Genomic DNA, 17,628 nt, shown 5'->3' with positions numbered 1-17,628 from the left:
GTCAGGCAGTGTCTTTTTCCGTGAGCTAACGTCGAACAGGCACAAGGCACTTTTCGCCAATGCCTTACAAGGACCCGCATGTCGTTTGTCGAAGCCAACTTGATCCATCTGCTTGCCGCGCTCTGGTTTGCCATTTGCTGGGGTGGTTATACTCGTTACGCCAGTTGGAAAGCCCGTGATACGGCGTGTCTGGCCAGTGTCCTGCACCTGTATCGCGAAGACTGGATGCGCCGCATGCTGTTGCGGGACAATCGTATCGCCGACGCCAGCGTGATCGGCAACCTTGAGCGCAACGCCTCGTTTTTTGCTTCCAGCACCCTGATTATCCTCGCCGGTATCCTGACCGTGCTTGGCGCATCGGAGCGAGCGGTCTCGTTGCTGGCGGATATTCCCATCATCCAGCAAGCGTCCCAGGGCATGTCGGAGATCAAACTGTTGTGCCTGGCCCTGGTGTTTGTCTACGCCTTCTTCACCTTTAGTTGGTGCATGCGCCAGTACAACTTTGCGGCGATCCTGATCGGTTCGGCCCCCATGGTCGGCGAGCGGTATGTCTCCGAGCAGGAGCGCAAGGCGTTTGCCTTGAGGGCTGCTCGGGTGATTTCGATGGCGGCTAACCAGTTCAACTTTGGCCTGCGCTCCTATTACTTCGGCATGACCATGCTGGCGTGGTTCGTCAGTCCGTGGCTGTTCATGCTGATGAGCACTGGAGTGGTGTTGGTGCTGTACCGCCGGGAATTTCATTCCGACGTATTGGAAGTCATGGTCTATACCCCTACAGAGGCACCCTTGCCTGAATCTTCCAAGGAGGCGACGTTGTGAGTATTCCGTTCTGGTGTGTTTTTATCAGCGCGCTGCTGATCTTCGTGGCGCGCGTGCCCGTGGCCAGGGCCATGAAAGAGCAGGGCGGTTACGACAATCGCGAACCGCGTCGTCAGCAGGCGCAATTGACCGGGTTTGGTGCACGGGCAGTGGCCGCTCATCAAAACAGCTTTGAAGCGTTCATGTTGTTTGCGATGGGGGTGTTGATGGCCCATACCACTCAGACCCAGGGCTACCTGATTGACTGGCTAGCGATCATCTTTGTGGTCGCGCGAGTGGTTTATTTACTGTGCTATTGGGCCGATCTGGCGTGGCAGCGCAGCCTGGTCTGGTTCGTCGGTTTACTCTGTTCGCTATTACTGATGCTTAGTCCGACCTTTCGTACTTTTCTCCTCTGAGAAAAAAGCACCAGGCAAAGTAAAGCCCGCTCTAAGGCGGGCTTTCTTTTGCAACATGGCTTTTCAAACCACGGCATTCAAGTCGTCAGACTCAAGAACCGGTTGCAGGCGTAGCAGGAGCACTTTCTTTGGCCGCTGCTGCGTCAGATTCAGCTTTGGCTTTGGCGGCTTCAGCGTTTTCTTTTGCAGCGTCGTTCACTTTATTCTGAGCTTCGCTCATTTTTTCTTGAGCTTGTTCAGCATGTTGGTTGGCATCCTGAGCTTTGTCCTCGGATTTTTTATCGCAGGCAGCGAGGCCAAGGGCAGCGGCCAACATCAAGGAAACAGCTAAAGTCTTGCGCATGGGTGTTTCTCCTTAGTGAAGATATCTACTGGCCTTTCGAGCCTAAGGTGTACGTATTAGTTCCTTTAATCCCACAGATATATAAGCCGCGTCGCAAAGGAACTTTCTTCGGGGAGAAAAACTCCGCCGGATCAACACTAATAAGAGTCTCTATCGAATGACCGACAACCCTATTTTAGAGCGTGCGGTACGCTTTGTTTCAGCCTTGCGCCATTGTCAGGTGCTGGGTATCGAGGTTCATGACGCCAGCGCGGACGGCATGACCCTGCTCCTGCCGTACAGCGCGCACATTGTCGGGGACCCACAAACCGGTGTGATCCATGGTGGTGCCCTCACATCCTTGATGGACACGGCCTGTGGCATGGCCACTTTGTGCGTTCTTGCGGAGTTCGAGGTGTGTCCGACCCTGGACTTGCGCATCGACTACATGCACCCGGCTGAGCCCCACCAACCGGTTTTCGGCTTTGCCCAATGTTACCGGGTGACCACCGACGTGATCTTCACCCGTGGCTTTGCCTATCAGGGTGACCCGCAGCAACCGATTGCCCATGTGGTGGGCACCTATATGCGCATGGGCAAGCGGCTCAAGGGCACTCAAGGCCTTGGTAGCACCATCAAGGGAGAACAGGCATGACCTACCAATTCAGGACTCGGATGGAACAGGCCTACAAGCGCGGCGACTACGAGGCGCTGCTCAACCTGATTCCCTACGCCAAACTGATCGGCATCGAATGCACCCGCTTGGGGGACGAGTTGTTGTTCCGCATGCCCGCCAACAAGGACAACATTGGTAACCCGATATTGCCGGCGATCCATGGCGGCGTGATCGCAGGCTTTATGGAGCTGTCGGCGGCGCTGCATTTACTGGTGTTTACCGGTGCGCCCTGCCTTGAAAAAAACATACCGAAAATCATCGATTTTTCTCTCGATTACCTGCGTGCCGGGCAGTTTCGCGACACCTACGCCAAATGCCAGGTGTGGCGCCAGGGTCGACGGGTGGCCAATGTGGCGATTACCGCTTGGCAAAGTACCCAAGCCGAACCCATCGCCACCGCCCGGGCCCATTTCAAGATCCAGGAGCATGACTGCCCTTGAAATCCTGCTCTTAGCCCCCAACTTTGATGACAACCCGCCGCCAACCCTCAAGGGCGCGGCCACTGCCATCCAAGTTGGAGTTTGATGACCATGAGTGTGGAAACTCAAAAGGAAACCCTGGGCTTCCAGACCGAGGTGAAGCAACTGCTGCACCTCATGATCCATTCGCTGTATTCCAACAAGGAAATTTTCCTTCGCGAATTGATCTCGAACGCCTCTGACGCTGTCGACAAATTACGTTTCGAAGCCCTGTCCAAGCCAGAGTTGCTGGAAGGCGGCGCGGAACTGAAAATCCGTGTGAGCTACGACAAGGACGCGAAAACCGTCACCCTCGAAGACAACGGTATTGGCATGAGCCGCGACGATGCGATCACCCATCTGGGGACCATCGCCAAATCCGGCACCGCTGATTTCATGAAGAACCTGTCGGGCGACCAGAAGAAAGACTCGCACCTGATTGGCCAGTTCGGCGTGGGCTTCTACTCGGCCTTCATCGTTGCTGACCAGGTCGAAGTGTTCAGCCGCCGTGCTGGCCTTGCGGCGAGCGAAGGCGTGCACTGGTCTTCCAAGGGCGAGGGCGAGTTTGAAATCGCCACCGTCGACAAGGCTGACCGTGGGACCCGCATCGTCCTGCACCTGAAGTCCGCTGAAGACGAGTTCGCCGATGGCTGGCGTCTGCGCAACATCATCAAGAAGTACTCCGACCACATCGCCCTGCCGATCGAGTTGCCGAAAGAACAAGCAGCGGCCGAAGGTGACGACGCTCCTGCCCAGGAGTGGGAGGTCGTTAACCGCGCCAGTGCCCTGTGGACCCGTTCTCGTACCGAAGTCAAAGACGAGGAATACCAGGAGTTCTACAAGCACATCGCTCATGACTACGAGAACCCGCTGAGCTGGAGCCACAACAAGGTCGAAGGCAAGCTGGAATACAGCTCGTTGCTCTACGTACCGGCCCGAGCTCCGTTTGACCTGTACCAACGCGAAGCGCCCAAAGGCCTGAAGCTGTACGTGCAGCGCGTGTTCGTCATGGATCAGGCGGAATCCTTCCTGCCGCTGTACCTGCGCTTTATCAAAGGCGTGGTCGACTCCAACGATCTGTCGCTGAACGTGTCGCGGGAAATCCTGCAGAAAGACCCGATCATCGACTCCATGAAGTCGGCGCTGACCAAGCGCGTACTCGACATGCTGGAAAAACTGGCGAAGAACGAGCCTGAGCAATACCAGGGCTTCTGGAAAAACTTCGGCCAGGTCATGAAAGAAGGCCCGGCAGAGGATTTTGCCAACAAGGAAAAAATTGCCGGCCTGCTGCGTTTTGCTTCCACCCAGGGCGATGACGGCGAGCAGAATGTTTCCTTGACCGAGTACTTGGCACGCGCCAAGGAAGGTCAGGACAAGATTTACTACCTGAGCGGTGAAACCTACGCCCAGGTCAAGAACAGCCCGCATCTGGAAGTCTTCCGCAAGAAAGGCATCGAAGTGCTGCTGCTCACCGACCGTATCGACGAGTGGCTGATGAGCTACCTCAGCGATTTCGACGGCAAGAGCTTTGTCGACGTGGCCCGTGGCGACCTGGACTTGGGCAACCTGGATTCGGAAGAAGACAAGAAGGCCGCCGAGGAAGTTGCCAAGACCAAAGAAGGTCTGGTTGAGCGGATCAAGACCGCCCTGGGCGATGCTGTCAGCGAAGTGCGGGTTTCCCACCGGTTGACCGATTCCCCGGCGATCCTGGCCATTGGCGAGCAGGACCTGGGCATGCAGATGCGTCAGATCCTGGAAGCCAGCGGTCAGAAGGTTCCGGATTCCAAGCCGATCTTCGAATTTAACCCGGCGCACCCGCTGATCGAGAAGCTCGATGCCGAGCAGAGCGAAGAACGTTTTGGCGACCTGTCGCACATCCTCTTCGACCAGGCAGCCCTGGCTGCTGGGGACGGCTTGAAAGATCCGGCCGCCTATGTGCGCCGACTGAACAAGCTGTTGGTTGAACTGTCGGTTTAACACCGTTGTTAGAAAACCCCGCTTCGGCGGGGTTTTTCGTTCTAGTGCCTACCAACCGGAGTAAATGATGAGCCAAGTCACCGTGCGTTCCGTGGTCTATCAGATTGATGGCCAGTCTTATGAAAGCCGTCTGGCCTTTGATGCCAGCCACAAGGGGCCGCTGCCGGGCCTGTTGATGGCACCGAACTGGATGGGTGTCAGTGCGGGTGCCGAGGAGATCGCCAAGACCGTGGCCGGCAAGGGCTATGTGGTGCTGATCGCAGACCTGTACGGGCAAAGCGTTCGCCCTTCAAACGGCGATGAAGCCGGTGCAGCGATGATGCCGTTGAAAAATGACCGGGCATTGCTGAACAAGCGTATGCAGGCGGCCCTTGAGCAGTTGCAAGGGCAGGCGCAAGTGGCGGTAGATACCTCAAGGCTGGCGACGTTTGGTTTCTGCTTTGGTGGGTGTTGCTCCCTGGAGCTGGCCCGTACCGGCGCGTCGTTGAAGGCCGCCGTTTCGTTCCACGGCACCCTCGACACGCCGAATCCAGCCGATGCGAAGAACATCAAGGGCTCGGTACTGGTAATGCATGGTGCATCCGATCCTTTGGTGCCCAAAGAGCAACTGCCGGCGTTTGAAGATGAAATGAACGCTGCGGGTGTGGATTGGCAACTGCTGAGCTACGGTGGGGCGGTGCATTCCTTTACCGATCCCGATGCGAATGTGCCGGGCAAGATGATGTATGACGCCAAGACGGCTGGCCGCGCGTTTTTGTCGATGCATAACTTGCTGGATGAAGTGTTCAAGGGCTGATCGTTGGCCTTATCGCGGTACAGGTATCTACACATCTGTTGAGGTTGCTGATAGCTGGAGGGCAGGTTTTAGGGGGCGATTGAGTACATGTCCGTTACCGAAATAACGGATATGTACCCAGCCCACCAGCAGCCACAAATTTTTCAAGCCTTGTTCCCAGGCAACTCAATCCGCTCACTTTCCCCCGGCACCGTCGGCCAATCCCCGGCCGCCCAGCGCTGCCGAGCCTGTTCGATCAGCGCCGGATCACTGGCGACAAAATTCCAATTGATTCGCCTCGGCCCATCCAGCGGCGCGCCACCGAATACCACGAGATGGCAAGCAGTTTCGGCAAACAGCGCCATTGTTTCGCCTGCCGGTAAAATCACCAGGCTATGGACCTCCAAGGCCTCGCCATCAAGCTGCGCCTCACCCTCCAGCACATACACCGCCCGCTCCTCATGCTCGTGGGGGATCAGCAAGGTCGTGGCCGTCTGCATCTGCACCTCAGCGTACAGGGTTGGCGACAACACCGGCACCGGCGACTCCAGGCAGAAGCCGCTGCCAGCAATCAGGCGGATCTTTACCCCAAGGTTGTCACTCATGGGCAGGCTGGCGGCCGAGTGATGGCTGTAATGCCCCGGCCCTTGTTCGTGTTCCTTGGGAGAGGCCAGCCACACTTGTAGCCCATGCAGGCTGAAACCTCTGGCCTTGAGGGCTTCTGGCGTGCGCTCAACGTGGGCAATGGCGCTGCCGGCAGTCATCCAGCTGACATCTCCGGCCTTGACCACTTGATCGGAACCCAGGCTGTCCTTGTGCAGGAGTTCGCCTTCAAACAGGTAGGTGAGGGTGGAGAGACCAATATGGGGATGCTGCCGAATATTCATGCCGCTGCCCGGTGCGTAGCGGGTTTCCAGCATATGGTCAAAGAACACGAAAGGACCGACGCTACGGCATTGCCTTGAAGGCAGCGGGCGCAGGATCGGTTGGCCCTCGACATCCTCGGCGCGAGGGCGAATCACGGTCACAGTGGTCATGGTACATCCCAATCTGAGCGGGGTTGATGAGGCTGAGCATAACCCGCTCGATGGGATGTTGGCTCTATTGGCTGAAGGCACCTTCCGAGAGCTTGGTCTCGATGATGACGTCGGTAGTGGTCATCAGCTTGTGTACCGGGCAGCGATCGGCTACGCGATGCAGTTCGTCGCGTTGGTCGTCGGTCAGCACGCCCTTGAGGGTCAGCTTGACGTTGAGTTTGTATTTGCCCTTTTGCTCTTCGCTGCTGTCATGGGTGACTTCGACGGTGACGCCGGTCAGCGGGATGTCCTTTTTCTGCGCATAGAGCTTGAGGGTCAAGGCCTTGCAGGCGCCGAGGGCCGCGTCGAAGTAGTCATGAGGGGAGGGCGCGGAGTCTTCGCCGCCCAGGCTCTTGGGCAGGTCGGTAAACAACTCATGCTTTTCATTGCCATCAGCAATCTCGATGCTGTGGCGAAAGCCTTTGTCGGATTCGGTATTCACGGTAACAGGCATGGCGAACCTCATTAGGTGGCAGGATGAAGGTCATGCAGTTATAGAGCATGCTGGCACCCGGGTGTTCCCTGCTTTTTTGTCGCTGAACCCGGACGGGCGGCCAGGGGTCTACCTGTATTCGTCCTTATCGAGGTTTTCCCGTGCCCTGGACCCGCTTGAGTATTGCCCTGTTGCTGGCCACCATCAGCGTTGCCACCCAAGCGCGCGACTACAGCTACAGCGACGCGCACCTGCATTACGTCGACTTCTTCCAGGAGACGGCAGGCATGGACAAGTTGCTCAAGGCCATGGCTGAGAATCGTATTGAGCATGTGATGATTTCCGGCGTCCCAGTGGCAAAGAAATGGCACGAAGACGAGCCCAAACGTCCGCGCTACTACGCTGGTGACGACGCCGATGCCTACTGGTACAGCGCCACGGATGTAATCGTCGCGGCGGCAGTGAATAAACTGACACCCGAACAACGCCAGTATTTCCACCCGTTCCTTACAGGGTTCAACCCCAACGACAAGAATTCCGCCTCCCATATCCAGCGCATGCTCGACCTCAATCCCGGCCTGTGGCAGGGCATTGGGGAAGTCTTCACTCGCCACGATGACCTGACCGCCCTGACATCGGGCGATACCCCACGGGCCAACAACGAAGCCATGACTCGGATTTATCATTTGGCCGCCGAAAATGATCTGCCAGTGATGCTGCATTCCAATATCACTTCCAAACGTGAGCGCAATCCGCTGTACCTGGCGGAAATGGAAGAACCGCTGCGCAATCACCCCCATACACGGTTTATCTGGGCCCACGCTGGCACCAGCATGGAGATCCATCGCCACCAGACGCAGTTGGAGTTCCTCCTGCCGACCCTGACTCGGATGCTGGAGGCGTATCCCAATCTGTACATTGACCTATCCTGGAGCGTGCTCACGCCTTACTTGCTGGATGGCGCGGGAAAGCCACGTCCAGAGTGGGTAAAGCTGGTGGAGCGCTTCCCGGAGCGCTTCATGCTGGGTTCCGACGTGGTAGGGCGCTTCAGCAAACTGGGTAAGAAGATGCGCAGCTTTGATCCGTTTCTTGATGCACTGCCTGAAGACGTTGCGAGAAAGGTCGCCCGAGATAACTTCCTGGCGATTTTGCCCAATGTGGGAGCTGTCGAGCCTTAGCGAGGCTGACAGCTCCTTGGTCATCTTCCCGTCACACCCGTGTCATAAGCTCCCGCCATCTTAATCAAGGAGCGCACCATGCATTTCACCCGTACAAGCGCCCTGGCGGCGCTGATGATGATCAGCAGCCTGGCCAGTGCCGAAGTCCGTATCGAAGGCCCGGTGGAATACGGCGTGTTTGACGGCCCAAAAGCCGCGCTGCAATCGGGGGAGCGCGTGTTGCGCCGCAGCAACGAACAGATCCAATCCAGCGAAGTGGTCCCCGCCAAGCTGGGCACCAAGTTCGGCCTGCGCTATCAGTTGGTCGGCAAAGTGGCTGAAGACACGCCGCTGACCCTGCTCTACTTCACCCCCGGCATCCGTACGCCCGACGGTGTTCTCCATGACAAGTTTGAAGTCACGCAGAAACTGGTGCCCGGTGCACCTCAGGATGTGATGGCCTACGAGTTCACCGAGAGCCACGAAGTGGTGCCGGGAGAATGGCGTTTCATGGTGTTCCAGGGTGACCGCCTGCTGACGCAAAAGAGCTTTACCGTCCGCTGAGTCGCCACAGCATTGGCCGCGAGCGGCTAATGCGTTTTGATATCGCGTTTTCGTCTTACGCAAAGTTCACAAGGCGCCGATACCTTTCAAGAGCAACCCGCTGCAGGTAGATGCAGCGCTTTTGGAAGGAGCCAATGATGAGTATCAGAAGTCTGAATATCGCCCCCCGGGCAGGTCTGAGGTTTGGTTTGCTGGCGTTGATGGTGTTTGCCCTGGGCGGACTCGCCTTGCAGCAGATGGCCAATATGCGTGAACAGTCGAGTCAGGTGGAAACCAACTGGCTGCCCAGTGTGATGGCTGTCGGGGACATGAGTCAGGACCTGCTGCGGGTGCGGGCCTTGACCTTGCGCCTGCTGATCAATCGCGACCCCCTGGTGCTGGCGCAAAATGAACAGAAAATCATCGACATTAAAAACGGCCTGCACGCCGCTCAGTCGCTGTATCAAGGGTTGATTGTTCTGCCCGAAGAGACGGTGCTGTTCGACCGCTTTAAAACCGAGCAGCAGCAATACCTGCAACGCCAAGAGCAAGTCATGGCGTTTTCCCGACAAAACCAGTTGGAAGATGCGATCAAGGTCGCCAATGGTGAGATGAATCACGTGGCCGATGAAATGGCCGGCACCCTGCGCGAACTGGTCAATCTCAACAAGGTTAACGCCAATCAGGCGGCGACTTTGGCCCAGCACATGTTCAGCCAATCCTGAGGCTGGGTGATCGGCATGATTGCCGCGACGACCCTGATCACGATCGGCCTGGCGTTGTTGTTGACTCGCAGTATTGTGCTGCCACTCTCCCAGTCGTTGAAAGTCGCCCAGGGCGTAGCCAGTGGCGATCTCACAGCTGAGATTACCGTCAGCGGCAAGGGCGAGCCGGCGCGCTTGCAACAGGCGCTCAAGAGCATGCAGGAGAACCTGCGGGAAACCATCCGGCGCATCTTGGACTCATCCAATCAGTTGGCGTGCGCCTCCGAAGAGCTCAGTTGTGTCCCTGAAGACGCAACCCGTGGCCTGCATCAGCAAAGCCAGGAAATCGAACAGGCGGCCACTGCGGTCAACCAGATGACGGCGGCGGTGGAGGAGGTGGCGAGCAATGCGGTGGCGACTTCCCAAGCGTCCCGCGAGTCTGATCGCATTGCCCAGCAGGGGCGCGAACAGGTGCATCAGACCGTGCTGTCCATTGAGTCCCTGGCTGACGACGTAGCCGCCAACGCCACGCAGGTCGAGGATCTGGCGCAAAAGGTCTATGGCATCAGCAAGGTGTTGGACGTGATCCGTTCGATTGCCGAACAGACCAACCTGCTGGCGCTCAACGCCGCCATCGAAGCGGCGCGGGCCGGGGATGCCGGGCGCGGGTTTGCCGTGGTGGCCGATGAAGTGCGGGCGCTGGCCCATCGCACCCAGCAGTCGACCCAGGAAATCGAGCAGATGATCAGCGGGATTCAACAGGGCACCGATCAGGCCGTCAGCTCCATGCAGCAGAGCAACAGCCGGGCACGTTCAACCCTGGATATTGCCAAGTCGGCGGGCATGGCACTGGAGGAGATTGCCTCGGTGTTTACCCTGATCAACGAGCGCAATCTGGTAATCGCCAGTGCCTCGGAGCAGCAGGCGGCGGTGGCGCGGGAGGTGGATCGCAATTTGATGAACATCCGCGACTTGGCGCAGCAGACGTCGGCGGGGGCCAATCAGACCAGCGAGGCGAGTCAGGAGTTGTCGAGGTTGGCGGTGGATCTTAATACGATGGTGGCGCGGTTTTCGGTGTGATTCATTTACCACAATAAAAAACGCCCCGAATCAGTCGGGGCGTTTTCATATGATCAAGCTGCGGGGCTTACTTGCCCTGCCAGCGTTTCAGCACCAGTGTGGCGTTGGTGCCACCGAAGCCGAAGCTGTTGCTCATCACGGTGTTGATGGTTGCATTTTCACGGGTCTTGGTCAGGATCGGCATGTCAGCCACTTCCGGGTCCAGTTCCTCGATGTTGGCAGAACCTGCCATGAAGTTGCCTTCCATCATCAGCAGGCAGTAGATCGCTTCGTGAACGCCGGCGGCGCCCAGGGAGTGACCCGACAAGCTCTTGGTAGAGCTGATGGCGGGAGCCTTGTCGCCGAACACTGCACGTACGCCTTCCATTTCCTTGGCGTCGCCGACTGGAGTCGAGGTGCCGTGGGTGTTCAGGTAGTCGATCGGGCCGTCAACGGTAGCCATGGCCATCTGCATGCAGCGGATGGCGCCTTCGCCGCTTGGCGCAACCATGTCGTAGCCATCGGAAGTAGCGCCGTAACCGACGATTTCCGCGTAGATCTTCGCGCCACGGGCCAGAGCGTGTTCCAGCTCCTCGACCACCACCATGCCGCCGCCGCCGGCGATGACGAAACCGTCACGCTTGGCGTCATAGGCACGGGAGGCCTTTTGCGGGGTATCGTTGTACTGGGTGGACAGGGCGCCCATGGCGTCGAACAGGAACGACTGGCTCCAATGTTCTTCTTCACCGCCGCCGGCGAACACGATGTCCTGCTTGCCCAACTGGATCTGCTCGACCGCGTTACCAATGCAGTGAGCACTGGTGGCACAAGCGGAGGAGATCGAGTAGTTCACGCCCTTGATCTTGAACGGCGTGGCCAGACAGGCGGAAACGGTGCTGCCCATGGTCCGCGTGACGCGGTACGGGCCAACGCGCTTGACGCCTTTCTCGCGCAGGATGTCCAGCGCTTCCATCTGGTTCAAGGTCGATGCGCCACCGGAACCTGCGATCAGACCGGTGCGCGGGTTGGAAACCTGCTCGTCGGTCAGACCGGAGTCGGTGATCGCATCCCTCATGGCCAGATAGGCATAGGCGGCGGCGTGGCCGACGAAGCGATAGATCTTGCGATCGATCAGCTCTTCGAGGGGCAGGTCGATGGAGCCGGAAACCTGGCTACGCAGACCCATTTCGGCATATTCCGGGTTGAAACGGATGCCAGGGCGACTTGCACGCAGGTTAGCGGAGACGGTCTCTTTGTCATTGCCCAGGCACGAAACGATGCCCAGACCAGTGATAACGACGCGGCGCATGCGGATAACCCTTAAAAGTTGTCAGTGGAAGTAAATACGCCGACCCGAAGGCCTTCGGCAGTATAAATCTCGCGACCGTCGACAGTCACCGAACCATCGGCAATAGCCAGGTTCAGCTTGCCCTTGAGGACGCGCTTGATGTGAATGTTGTATGTGACCTTCTTGGCGGTCGGCAAGACCTGACCAAAGAACTTCACTTCGCCCGAACCCAAGGCGCGACCACGGCCCGGCAGACCTTGCCAGCCGAGGTAAAACCCGACCAACTGCCACATGGCGTCGAGGCCCAGGCAACCTGGCATGACCGGATCGCCTTCGAAATGGCAGGCGAAAAACCACAGGTCAGGGGTGATATCCAGCTCGGCGACCAATTCACCTTTGCCGTACTTGCCACCTTCTTCGCTGATATGGGTGATGCGATCCACCATCAACATGTTCGGGGCGGGCAGTTGCGCGTTACCTGGGCCGAATAGCTCACCGCGACCGCAGCGCAGCAGGTCTTCCCGAGTAAAGGCGTTTTGTTTGGTCATGCGAGCTCCTCAATAGTCCCATGCGGCAGGGTAGGGCAAATCTTCCCGACCGACTGAAGCGTTCATGCCTCACATCGGCAGCCTACACATAGACTATTGCGTTGTAGTGAAAGTCACAGCGTCAAGGTCATGAATGTACACTTGTGCACTGAAATTTTAAACCGGGCCGGTTTACGGGCCCGTTCGGGTGCCTAAGACTGCCGCACTTTCGCCTTTCACGCCAGTCGCAGTTGGCTGACGATGCCGATCTAATGAACCCACCGTTGTAAGATTTGCTGTAAATCCGTGCGTTTGAACGGCTTGGACAGGTAATCGTTCATTCCCGCGGCCAAACAGGCTTCCCGATCACCCTGCAAGGCGTTGGCGGTCAGGGCGATGATGGGCAGGTCGGCGCATCCGGGCAATTGGCGAATCTGCCGGGTGGCCTCGTAACCGTCGATCACCGGCAGCCGGCAGTCCATCAGGATCGCAGTAAAAATCAGGCTCTCGGCACTGCGAATCGCCTCGGCGCCATCAGTGGCGATACTGACCTCAAACCCCAGGCTGCGCAGCATGGCTTCGACCACCGTGCGGTTGACGGGGTTATCCTCCACCAGCAGGACATTGCGCCCGCCGCCCGCACTGGCTTTGCCTTCGGCATTCGGCGCGATGACCGGCAGGCTCTGTTGGTAGATCGCCAAGGGGATTTCAAGGGTGAACACCGAACCTTGGCCTTCTTCGCTTTGGGCCCGCAAGGTGCCGCCCATCCGTTCGGCGAGGGTGCGGGCAATAGGCAGGCCCAGGCCGGTACCGCCGTAACGTCTTGAAATGGAACTGTCCGCTTGCTGAAAGGCGTCGAACATCAGCTCCAGGCGCTCCGCCGAGATGCCAATCCCGCTGTCGCGCACGGTGCAGGTGAACCACAGCAGTTCATGGTCCAGGTTTTGCCAGTGGGGCTCGACGGTGACGGTGCCGTGCTCGGTGAACTTCAGCGCATTACCGATCAGGTTTACCAGAATCTGCCGGATGCGCGTCGGGTCGCCCTGCACGCGCAATGCATCCATGCCAGGCGCAATTCGTAACTCCAGCAACAGGCCGCGCTGCACGGCGTTGTGCTGGAAGGCCTGGGCGCAGCTGTTGATCAACTCCACCAGATTGAACGGAATGTGCTCCAGCTCCAGGGCTGCGCGCTCGATGCGCGAGAAGTCGAGGATGTCATTGATGACTTTAAGCAGGTGCTCTGTGGACTCGCAAGCCAGGGCGGCGTACTCGGTCTGCTCTTCGGTCATGGTGGTGGTTTCGAGCAGTTGCAGCATGCCCAGCACACCGTTCATCGGCGTGCGCAGTTCGTGGCTCATCATTGCCAGGAAATCGGATTTGGCATTGTTGGCCCGCTCGGCCTCTTCGCGCGTCTGGATCAACTGGGCCATGGCCTGCTGCTGTTCACGGCTGGCCTGGTGCAGGCCTTCGGCAAGGTTGTTGATGTGGCGCGACAGGTCGCCCAGCTCGGAGTCATCGACAATGGGCAGCGGGGTTTTGTAGTCCCCTTGCTGGATGGCCTTGACCGCGTTGCCCATGGCACTGATCGGTTGCGACAGGCTGGCAGCCAGGCGCCGCGCCAGCAGGAAGGTGAAGAGCAAAGCGAACAACGCGAGAATCCCTGCCTTGAAGAGGATTTCCTGTTGACGCTGGCTGAAGGCATCGTTGGACATGCCGACGATCACGCGGCCCAGATAGTCAGCGCGTGGTGCCTTGGGCTGCGCGGTGCTGTCCTGGAAAAAATCATTGCCCAGTTGGATATGTTGCAGCCGTATTGGCGCCTGGAACACTTTCACCGTCAGCGAACGGTCGTGTTTTTCCGAGGGTTGTTCGACGTAGATCAGGATGTTTTCTGTGCTGTCCTGGATTTCCAGGAAGCGCACATGAGGTGTGGCCAGGGTCGCCCGCAACAGGCTTTCCAGTACGTCGTTGTTGCCGGAGATCACCCCGTACTCGGTGGCCGGAGCCAGTTGGTTGGCGATCAGTTGGCCGGTGTGATCCAGTTCCTGGCGCAGGTCCTGAATCCGCACGAAGGTGAAGAAGCTGATCAACAGCAACGTCAGCAACAGGGCCGGGCCCAGGGTGATGAGCTGGGTGCGGGTGTTGATGTCCCAACGTCGACGCAACGTCATGGGCGTTTTTCTCCTTCGGCCAATCGGGTCGCAACGTTGGTTTCGTTCACCTGTTCGATCCCCAGCGAGCGCGCCACCTGCGCGTTGCCCACGACTTTGAAGTGTTCCGGGTACAGCGATCGCGGCCAACGGGACGGTGCATGGTCCAGCAAGCGGTCGAGGACGTTTAGCCAGTCGTTCTGGTCGCTGTAGGTGCTGGCCAGGCTGCCGGCCCTAACGAAGCCGGCGTTGGGCCCGATCAGCGGCAACTGCCTGGCGTAGCTGCTCAAGAGCAGGTTTTTCACGGTTTTTGGGTTGTACAGCTGCGGATCGTCCAGCCCCAGCAACACATCGCTGTTTTTGAACAAGGCTTGCAGCGGCCGGCTGTCGTTAATGTCGTCCCAGTGCTGGGGGACGATTTCCAGGCCCAGCGGGCTGGCGTACTGGCGCAGTTCACGCAGCAGGAACTCGCTGTCGTTGCCATACAGCACACCAATGCGCCGGGCCTGGGGCAGGATGTTGGCGATCAAGTGCAATTGCCGGTCCAGCGGTGGATCGCTCCACAGCAGGCTGATCTTGTTTGGCAGGACATTGCCCAGGCGTTGTCGGGCTTGCAGGCGGCTGATGCGCAGCACCAGAGTCGGCGGTCCCTGGGCGTCCTGCAAACGCCAGTCCAGGCTTTGCAAGTCCAGCAGGATAAGGCGGGTGCTGGCGGGCAACTGGCCGGGAGCTGGCAGGTCTTTCAGTGGCTTGAAGTCGACCTTGTCCTCGGGGCGCTGCTGGCTGAGTGCCTGGGCGAATGCCTGTACGCCGGGCCCATCTTCGGCGGCGATCAGCAGGATCTCGGCGGTCCAGGCGGGGGCAGCAAACATCAGACTGACAAGCAGCAGGCAACGCCTCCAGAAACTTGAGGAAAAGGGGGCGGTCATCCGTGACTGAGCATGGTTCATGCTAGAACTCTAACTCCGCACTGAAGTAGAGCACGTGGCGCTGGTCGTAGTTATTGTTGGGCCAGGTGGTGGGCTGGTTATCGAGCCGTTGTTGCAACATGCCGGCCAGCTCCAGGTTGGCTTTGCCCAGGGCAATGCGTTTGGCCACCCGCATGTCGACCCGTTGGAAGCGATATTGGTTGAGTGCATCGTCGCCATAATAGAACAACGCACTGGACCAGCCGGCGCCCCACTCACGCATCCAGCCGGCCGAGCCGCTGTTGCGGGCTGTTTGTTGCTGGTCGAGCGGGTTGCTGGCGCTGGCGTCGACGTAAGCATAGGTCAGCCGTAGGCGGTCGGCAGTGCTTACGTGCCAGTCGAGCTGAGTTTCAGTACCGATAAAACGCGAGCTGTTGGTGTTGCTGGCAATGTACTGATTGTTGCGCAACGGTTCGCTGATCATGCCGGTGATTTCGTCATAGAACAGCTTCACATCGAGGTTTAGCCCGATGTCGGCGAAAAAGCCGTTGTAGCCCAGCTCACGGGAGCGCATCAACTCCTTGTCGAGATTACCCGGGCCGCGTGTCTTGACGAAGTACTGGCCTGAGGTCTGCCCATAGGCAGGGGAACTGAGGTTGGTGACTCGGTAGCTCCAGTTGACGTTGTTCTCGAACATGTCCGGCGAGCGGATGGCTTCGGAGTACACGGCGCGCAAGCCGTGGCGCGGGTTGATCAGGTAGTTGACCGCGACCCTTGGCGTCAGTGAGTTGCCGCTCAGGTGGGTGTTTTCGTACATCGCGCCGCCCTGCAGCAACCAGTGCTCGCTGGCGCGCCACTCCAGGTGGCCGAACAGGCGCCAGGTGGTGTCGTCGAGGGTGCCGTTAAAGTAGGTGTCGGAGTCGGCGCGGTCATAGCGGTAATTCAGGCCACTGACCAGGCGCAGGCTGTCGGACAGGCTCAGGGTGTCTTGCAGCTCCAGGTCGTAGCGGCTTTCCTTGGTGCTTTGGTCGATGTTGCCGCAGACGCTGTCTTTGCCGCCGTTTTCCCATTGACCCAGGACTTGGTTGCCCAGGGCCTGTTCGGCCGCACTGCCCGGTGGCGCGCCATTCTGGCTGAATGCGTCCATATGCCGCGCCAACTTCTCGGCATAGTTGGGATTGAGCTGCCACAGTTGCGTCAGTTCGGGGCTGAACGAGACTTTGGCATCGCAGGCTTTCCAGATTTGCCGGCGATCCCATTGCTGGGCCGAGCCCTGGATATACAGGCTGTGGTCGGGATTGAAATCGAAATTCCAGCGCAACGAGCCGGCATAGTCCTTGGCAGTGACGTCGGAATTGGTGCCGTTTTCGGTAATCCCGTCAAACACGGGTGTGTAGGTGTAGGGGCGCTGGTTGGTCCCTTCCTTGGCGCTCAATTGCCAATCGATGCTTTGTTGCTGGTTCAAGGTCTGGCTGACAGCCAGGCTGAAGCGACTCAGGCGCCTGCTGTCGCGGCGGTCGGCGCCGACACGGTCGCTGTCAAAACCATCGTCCTGTTGCCCGGACAGTGAAAGTCGCAGGTCGCCGGTTTCCCAGCCCATGCCCTGGCTGGCGTACCAGTCGTTGATCCCGCGCTCGCCCCGGATGACTTTCATCCGCGTGCCCTGGCTGTTGGCCGGTGAGCGGGTGAGGATGTTGACCACTGCCATCAGCGCGTTGGCGCCGTAGCTGACTGTGTTGGGCCCACGGAACACTTCGATGCGTTCGATATCCTCCATGGCCACCGGGATGTCGCTCCAGTCCACGGTGGCCAGGCCAGCGCGGTACACCGAGCGGCCGTCGATGAGCACCTGCATGCGCCGCGCTTCACTGGCATTGGTGCCGTGATAGTTGACGGCGGCCTGGTTGCCCGTGGTGTAGCCGACCATCATTCCCGGTACCAGCCGCAGCAGCTCGGCGATGTCCCGCGCGCCGCTGGCCTTGATCAGTTCGCTGTCGAGCACCGTCATGCTGCCAGGTACGGCAGCAGCCGACTGCTTGAGCCGGGTGGCGGTCAGGACTTGCGGCAGCGGTTGGCTGTCGAGGAAAAGATCGTCGGCAAGCAGCGGGGTGCTGAACAACAGCGCCAGAAAGAAGGATGAGCGAGGAGGAGGGCCCAAATACACGGCACGGCCTTGATAATTACGAATAGCCGCCCATGTTAACTGAGGCGGGGGCTTTTGCCAGTCGCTGCCATCGCAATTACAGTGCCTCACTCGGTCTTTTTCCGACAAGCGCGGGAAATCACACGGGGGCTGGCCGCCAGCAGGTCGGCCCGTATAATGCCGTCATCGCCACTGGTATGGATTAACGGATTGCA

At 58.8% G+C, this 17,628-nt stretch carries 18 protein-coding genes and 1 pseudogene; 11 read left to right on the top strand and 8 right to left on the bottom strand.

Annotated features, from left to right (window positions below):
• Positions 1 to 78: 78 nt before the first annotated feature.
• Together AAEZ06_RS16360 and AAEZ06_RS16355 are read left to right on the top strand one after the other, a co-directional pair.
• Complete coding sequence (locus AAEZ06_RS16360; RefSeq protein ID WP_149411454.1) at positions 79 to 819, top strand: DUF599 domain-containing protein; 741 nt, start codon at positions 79 to 81, stop codon at positions 817 to 819.
• A complete protein-coding gene (locus tag AAEZ06_RS16355) occupies positions 816 to 1,217 on the top strand; it encodes an MAPEG family protein (RefSeq protein ID WP_149411455.1) in 402 nt (133 codons plus the stop codon). The genes AAEZ06_RS16360 and AAEZ06_RS16355 overlap by 4 nt, the downstream gene beginning before the upstream one ends.
• Positions 1,218 to 1,308: 91 nt before the next feature.
• Here AAEZ06_RS16355 and AAEZ06_RS16350 read toward each other — a convergent pair whose 3' ends face one another.
• Positions 1,309 to 1,560, bottom strand: a complete 252-nt coding sequence (locus tag AAEZ06_RS16350) for a hypothetical protein (protein WP_149411456.1) — start codon at positions 1,558 to 1,560, stop codon at positions 1,309 to 1,311.
• 157 nt (positions 1,561 to 1,717) lie between these two features.
• Here AAEZ06_RS16350 and AAEZ06_RS16345 point away from each other — a divergent pair, with 157 nt between their 5' ends.
• The 4 genes from AAEZ06_RS16345 (at position 1,718) to AAEZ06_RS16330 (ending at position 5,446) form a co-directional block, all read left to right on the top strand.
• Entirely contained in the window at positions 1,718 to 2,194 is a 477-nt protein-coding gene (locus AAEZ06_RS16345; protein WP_149411457.1) for a PaaI family thioesterase, read from the top strand.
• Positions 2,191 to 2,655: a PaaI family thioesterase gene (locus tag AAEZ06_RS16340; RefSeq protein ID WP_149411458.1), complete on the top strand. Its 465-nt coding sequence runs from the start codon at positions 2,191 to 2,193 to the stop codon at positions 2,653 to 2,655. Before AAEZ06_RS16345 ends, AAEZ06_RS16340 begins: the two co-directional genes overlap by 4 nt.
• A 90-nt stretch (positions 2,656 to 2,745) precedes the next feature.
• Positions 2,746 to 4,650 (top strand): molecular chaperone HtpG, encoded by a 1,905-nt coding sequence (gene htpG / locus AAEZ06_RS16335; protein ID WP_149411459.1) that lies wholly within the window; start codon positions 2,746 to 2,748, stop codon positions 4,648 to 4,650.
• Positions 4,651 to 4,717: 67 nt separating this feature from the next.
• Complete coding sequence (locus tag AAEZ06_RS16330) at positions 4,718 to 5,446, top strand: dienelactone hydrolase family protein (RefSeq protein ID WP_149411460.1); 729 nt, start codon at positions 4,718 to 4,720, stop codon at positions 5,444 to 5,446.
• 143 nt (positions 5,447 to 5,589) lie between these two features.
• Here AAEZ06_RS16330 and AAEZ06_RS16325 read toward each other — a convergent pair whose 3' ends face one another.
• Entirely contained in the window at positions 5,590 to 6,462 is an 873-nt protein-coding gene (locus AAEZ06_RS16325) for a pirin family protein (protein ID WP_149411461.1), read from the bottom strand.
• 64 nt (positions 6,463 to 6,526) lie between these two features.
• Positions 6,527 to 6,955 carry an OsmC family protein gene (locus AAEZ06_RS16320; protein WP_149411462.1) on the bottom strand — a complete coding sequence of 143 codons (429 nt, stop codon included), beginning with the start codon at positions 6,953 to 6,955 and terminating at the stop codon, positions 6,527 to 6,529.
• A 116-nt stretch (positions 6,956 to 7,071) separates the two neighbouring features.
• Between AAEZ06_RS16320 and AAEZ06_RS16315 the strand changes: the two genes are divergently transcribed.
• The 5 genes and pseudogenes from AAEZ06_RS16315 (at position 7,072) to AAEZ06_RS28580 (ending at position 10,418) form a co-directional block, all read left to right on the top strand.
• On the top strand, positions 7,072 to 8,112 hold the full coding sequence (locus AAEZ06_RS16315; protein ID WP_371923869.1) for an amidohydrolase family protein: 1,041 nt from the start codon (positions 7,072 to 7,074) through the stop codon (positions 8,110 to 8,112).
• Positions 8,113 to 8,190: 78 nt separating this feature from the next.
• On the top strand, positions 8,191 to 8,655 hold the full coding sequence (locus tag AAEZ06_RS16310; RefSeq protein ID WP_149411464.1) for a DUF3859 domain-containing protein: 465 nt from the start codon (positions 8,191 to 8,193) through the stop codon (positions 8,653 to 8,655).
• A 137-nt stretch (positions 8,656 to 8,792) separates the two neighbouring features.
• Positions 8,793 to 9,359: an MCP four helix bundle domain-containing protein gene (locus tag AAEZ06_RS28590; protein WP_371923865.1), complete on the top strand. Its 567-nt coding sequence runs from the start codon at positions 8,793 to 8,795 to the stop codon at positions 9,357 to 9,359.
• 15 nt (positions 9,360 to 9,374) lie between these two features.
• Positions 9,375 to 9,563 (top strand): annotated as a pseudogene (locus tag AAEZ06_RS28585) (HAMP domain-containing protein); the annotation flags it as partial.
• On the top strand, positions 9,555 to 10,418 hold the full coding sequence (locus AAEZ06_RS28580; protein WP_502948038.1) for a methyl-accepting chemotaxis protein: 864 nt from the start codon (positions 9,555 to 9,557) through the stop codon (positions 10,416 to 10,418). The pseudogene AAEZ06_RS28585 and the gene AAEZ06_RS28580, both read left to right, overlap by 9 nt.
• A 67-nt stretch (positions 10,419 to 10,485) precedes the next feature.
• Here AAEZ06_RS28580 and fabB read toward each other — a convergent pair whose 3' ends face one another.
• The 5 genes from fabB to AAEZ06_RS16280 all read right to left on the bottom strand — a co-directional run bounded on the left by fabB (position 10,486) and on the right by AAEZ06_RS16280 (position 17,434).
• Positions 10,486 to 11,706, bottom strand: a complete 1,221-nt coding sequence (fabB, locus tag AAEZ06_RS16300; RefSeq protein WP_149411465.1) for a beta-ketoacyl-ACP synthase I — start codon at positions 11,704 to 11,706, stop codon at positions 10,486 to 10,488.
• An 11-nt stretch (positions 11,707 to 11,717) separates the two neighbouring features.
• The gene (gene fabA / locus AAEZ06_RS16295) at positions 11,718 to 12,233 is read right to left on the bottom strand and encodes a 3-hydroxyacyl-[acyl-carrier-protein] dehydratase FabA (protein WP_133099048.1); all 516 of its coding nucleotides are present in this window, start codon (positions 12,231 to 12,233) and stop codon (positions 11,718 to 11,720) included.
• Between the two features lie 248 nt (positions 12,234 to 12,481).
• A complete protein-coding gene (locus AAEZ06_RS16290; protein WP_149411466.1) occupies positions 12,482 to 14,383 on the bottom strand; it encodes an ATP-binding protein in 1,902 nt (633 codons plus the stop codon).
• On the bottom strand, positions 14,380 to 15,312 hold the full coding sequence (locus AAEZ06_RS16285) for an ABC transporter substrate-binding protein (RefSeq protein WP_371923867.1): 933 nt from the start codon (positions 15,310 to 15,312) through the stop codon (positions 14,380 to 14,382). The genes AAEZ06_RS16290 and AAEZ06_RS16285 overlap by 4 nt, the downstream gene beginning before the upstream one ends.
• Before the next feature lies 1 nt (position 15,313).
• Entirely contained in the window at positions 15,314 to 17,434 is a 2,121-nt protein-coding gene (locus AAEZ06_RS16280) for a TonB-dependent receptor plug domain-containing protein (protein ID WP_350615206.1), read from the bottom strand.
• Between the last annotated feature and the right edge of the window lie 194 nt (positions 17,435 to 17,628).

This window comes from Pseudomonas sp. HY7a-MNA-CIBAN-0227 (assembly GCF_040310325.1).
Lineage (GTDB): Bacteria > Pseudomonadota > Gammaproteobacteria > Pseudomonadales > Pseudomonadaceae > Aquipseudomonas.
This window is presented reverse-complemented; position numbering and strand designations above follow the sequence as displayed.

Excerpts from the sequence above, each read along its gene's own strand:
- AAEZ06_RS16360 (WP_149411454.1), top strand. The coding sequence starts at position 79 with ATGTCGTTTGTCGAAGCCAACTTGATCCATCTGCTTGCCGCGCTCTGG.
- AAEZ06_RS16350 (WP_149411456.1), bottom strand. The coding sequence starts at position 1,560 with ATGCGCAAGACTTTAGCTGTTTCCTTGATGTTGGCCGCTGCCCTTGGC.
- AAEZ06_RS16345 (WP_149411457.1), top strand. The coding sequence starts at position 1,718 with ATGACCGACAACCCTATTTTAGAGCGTGCGGTACGCTTTGTTTCAGCC.
- AAEZ06_RS16340 (WP_149411458.1), top strand. The coding sequence starts at position 2,191 with ATGACCTACCAATTCAGGACTCGGATGGAACAGGCCTACAAGCGCGGC.
- htpG (WP_149411459.1), top strand. The coding sequence starts at position 2,746 with ATGAGTGTGGAAACTCAAAAGGAAACCCTGGGCTTCCAGACCGAGGTG.
- AAEZ06_RS16330 (WP_149411460.1), top strand. The coding sequence starts at position 4,718 with ATGAGCCAAGTCACCGTGCGTTCCGTGGTCTATCAGATTGATGGCCAG.
- AAEZ06_RS16325 (WP_149411461.1), bottom strand. The coding sequence starts at position 6,462 with ATGACCACTGTGACCGTGATTCGCCCTCGCGCCGAGGATGTCGAGGGC.
- AAEZ06_RS16320 (WP_149411462.1), bottom strand. The coding sequence starts at position 6,955 with ATGCCTGTTACCGTGAATACCGAATCCGACAAAGGCTTTCGCCACAGC.
- AAEZ06_RS16310 (WP_149411464.1), top strand. The coding sequence starts at position 8,191 with ATGCATTTCACCCGTACAAGCGCCCTGGCGGCGCTGATGATGATCAGC.
- AAEZ06_RS28590 (WP_371923865.1), top strand. The coding sequence starts at position 8,793 with ATGAGTATCAGAAGTCTGAATATCGCCCCCCGGGCAGGTCTGAGGTTT.
- AAEZ06_RS28580 (WP_502948038.1), top strand. The coding sequence starts at position 9,555 with ATGCAGGAGAACCTGCGGGAAACCATCCGGCGCATCTTGGACTCATCC.
- fabB (WP_149411465.1), bottom strand. The coding sequence starts at position 11,706 with ATGCGCCGCGTCGTTATCACTGGTCTGGGCATCGTTTCGTGCCTGGGC.
- fabA (WP_133099048.1), bottom strand. The coding sequence starts at position 12,233 with ATGACCAAACAAAACGCCTTTACTCGGGAAGACCTGCTGCGCTGCGGT.
- AAEZ06_RS16290 (WP_149411466.1), bottom strand. The coding sequence starts at position 14,383 with ATGACGTTGCGTCGACGTTGGGACATCAACACCCGCACCCAGCTCATC.
- AAEZ06_RS16285 (WP_371923867.1), bottom strand. The coding sequence starts at position 15,312 with ATGAACCATGCTCAGTCACGGATGACCGCCCCCTTTTCCTCAAGTTTC.